A 311-nucleotide genomic window follows, 5' to 3' on the forward strand; every position below is an offset into this window, starting at 1 on the left:
TCGAAGTAGTCGACGGCGGGGAAGCAGTCGGCGAGGCGTCGGGTGTCGACGAGGACGACGGCGCCGATGGCGCCGCGTACGAGGTCGTCCCACATGAACCAGAAGCGGTCTTGGCCGGGTGTGCCGAAGAGGTAGAGGATCAGGTCCTGGTCGAGGGTGATCCGGCCGAAGTCCATGGCGACGGTGGTGGTGGTCTTGTCGCCGGTGTGGGTGAGGTCGTCGATGCCCGCGGACGCGGACGTCATCACGGCCTCGGTACGCAGCGGGTTGATCTCCGAGACGGCGCCGACGAACGTGGTCTTGCCCACGCC

General features: G+C 67.5%; 1 protein-coding gene. It reads right to left on the bottom strand.

Annotated elements, in window-relative coordinates; translation table 11 throughout:
- A partial coding sequence (locus RND61_RS32555; RefSeq protein ID WP_315881767.1) for a GTP-binding protein occupies window positions 1-311 on the bottom strand: 311 nt, incomplete at both ends.

It is taken from the genome of Streptomyces tamarix (assembly GCF_032423885.1).
GTDB classification, from domain to species: Bacteria; Actinomycetota; Actinomycetes; order Streptomycetales; family Streptomycetaceae; genus Streptomyces; species Streptomyces tamarix.